Annotated in this window: 2 protein-coding genes and 1 pseudogene; all 3 read right to left on the bottom strand. The window is 49.9% G+C overall.

The features are described 5' to 3' along the window. On the bottom strand, positions 1 to 240 hold a 240-nt coding region (locus tag AC1DVH_RS29560; protein WP_477756771.1), incomplete at its 3' end, for a metallophosphoesterase. Positions 241 to 800: 560 nt separating this feature from the next. Beyond that, the gene (locus AC1DVH_RS29555) at positions 801 to 1,925 is read right to left on the bottom strand and encodes an acyltransferase family protein (RefSeq protein WP_477756770.1); all 1,125 of its coding nucleotides are present in this window, start codon (positions 1,923 to 1,925) and stop codon (positions 801 to 803) included. A gap of 318 nt (positions 1,926 to 2,243) precedes the next feature. Then, a pseudogene (locus tag AC1DVH_RS29550) lies at positions 2,244 to 2,481 on the bottom strand (MurR/RpiR family transcriptional regulator); the annotation flags it as partial.

Below are 2,481 nucleotides of genomic sequence, written 5' to 3'. Positions count from 1 at the left end.
GCGCACAGCATGAAACCAGGGCTTGCGTAAAAGCCATTCATCGACGTCCAGAGATTCAGGGCCTCGGTCAATCAGGTCTCCGACGCTGAACAGTCGGTCTTCCGACGGTTCGAAGCCGGCCTTGTCTAGCGCAGATTGCAGTCGGGTGAAGTGTCCGTGAATATCGCCGACAGCGAAATCCCGACCCGCCGTGTTTGCGGCGAAGCGCTTCACGCGCGATACCTCGGTCGTTTGGAGCATGCAAAGTCCTCCGCTTGCCGTTCACCGGCAGGCTGGCAGGTCAATTATGAAACAAATAAAAATAAGTGGGAGGGGCGGGAGATGCCGTTCGGCTAACGTTGATCGTTCACCCCGCCAGTTTCCGCCCAACTACACACCGCAAACTCCAAGATAGCCATAGATCCTACCTTTAAAATGTGGGGTTCATGGAGCGCTTACGGTCGAAGACCCCTGAAGGATGCCAGTGATTGTCGAGCAAGGTCTTCAGCATTCGGTGAGTCACTGCTGCCGCCAACTCTGCCGACTGGCGTACAAACAAGTGGCAGACCGTCACCAGTTCAGGCCGTAGTACTGTCACGTCGCCGCTTACCTGCCTGGAAAAATCCAGAGTGAAACTCTCGAAGCTTTCAAGAAGTATGAAAAAGAAGATGGGGAGCCAGGGGGGGATCACTCCGTCCCGCCCCCTTTTTATTTTTGAGTGTTCGGCTGACATCCTTGGCAGTCAGCGACTCGAGATCTTTGAAAAAATACCGCGTCGCGTTGAATCAGTTTCGCTGATCAGGACGGCTGCTCCAAAAGCATTAGTTGGCCAACATCACCCGCTTGAATTTTGCTTTCGAAAGCTGCGACCCGTAACTTCTAAGTGGAGTTTCCACAAATTGGTAGGAAAACTCTGCAATCACTCCAGTTAGTACTAGTGCGATGAGGACGGCAAATATTTTATCGGTTTCAAGTGTGAGATCCGTATACCCTGATTGAAGGCATATTTCTCTTACAATTGCAAATATAGGGTTGTGAACAAGATAAATGGAGTAAGAGCGCGATCCGATGTGAATGGCGATCTTTCGGAGGCGGCCATTTGAGCCCRTAAGGTTTAGATTTCCCGAACACAGGAGCACAACCAGGCTTGAAGTGATTGCGACAAATCCCATGAAATAGGGGGACCAGCCGATTTTTGCTGTGATGATGGGTAAGGGAATACAAATCAATAATGCAAGTTGTAATGTTTTTTTGTTCTTGGTAGAGAAAATACTTGATATCCGCTGTGGGTAGTAATGCCAGGCCAGCGCGATGAGGGTGCCGTAAAGCAATGCGTCGCTTCGAATAAACCAAAGCAATGTACCCCACGGACGTATCTGTGTGGAATGGTAAATTGCCACTGCAAGAAAAGGGATGATCAATAATTTGCGATTAGGGGTGAAGAACAAAATGATGGGGAGAATTACATAGAACTGTTCTTCTAGCGACAAGCTCCAGTAGTGCCATAGTGGAGTTGCGCTGTTTGAATTTTCAGTGTACCAGATGTATATATTTTGGATATTCAACATGCCGAATGTCCAAGAGTTTACCATGTTCTCTTGTGAGCCAAATGTCCTGGAGACGTCAAAGGCAAATGAAATTGCCAACGTTATGGTCGACCAGAAAATCGCTGCGGGCCACAATCGAAACAACCGCCTTGTCCAAAAAGATCCGGCAAAACGCAGGAACTGATCTTGCTGGTTCGAAGCTTTTATCAATGATGTCGTTATAAGGAATCCGGAAATGCAGAAGAATAAATCTACCCCTCCACCCAGCCAGAAATAGGTAGTCCATTTAAACCAATCCGGATTTAAAAGACCCAGATGGGCAACGAAAGTAATAGCGATGGCATAGGCACGCAATACTTCGATGTCCAGATTCTTTGTTTCGCTAACGGAGGGTGTCATGCGCTACCTGCGAATCAAGAAAGTTTTATTTTTTTCGGCGCACGATTCTATAAGCTAAGCCATGCGCTGTCGATAAGTCGGTGGCCAGTCGTTTTTATTCAGGACGATCTACATTCGAAGCGATGCAGACATGAGCATCACACCGCAGCAATTGCTGCAAATCTTACCCCGTGGCCGGCGCCTGATCCGGCTTTTTACGCTCGCTCTAACCCCGCCTGTTCCCGATTTCAGCATGTTGGCGCCAGGCGCGTAGTCGTGCGGGCACCATGACATCAAGGAGTGCGCAGTGCTGTGGGGGCGCCCCCCCCCCAAGAAATATCACTTTTTCGGCGATTTACTGCTGGAAGGAATATGCAGGTAAGACATCACGCTTTCGGTCAGCTCTGTCGCCAACTTGACGGCTTCTTTATTGCGGGCCATCACACCCGCCACCAATCCTTCGATCAAGGCGAGCACGGCGATGTTGGAGCTGGTCATGACCGGATGGTCGGCGGGGGCAAATAGCACGTGTTCGGCAATGCTGGTGAGAGGCGAGGCAGGTGAGTCGGTGATTGAC

The sequence above is a fragment of the Pseudomonas sp. P4_C3 genome, from assembly GCF_056402075.1.
Note: the sequence above shows the minus strand (reverse complement) of the source record. Positions and strands in the feature narration are given on the sequence as shown.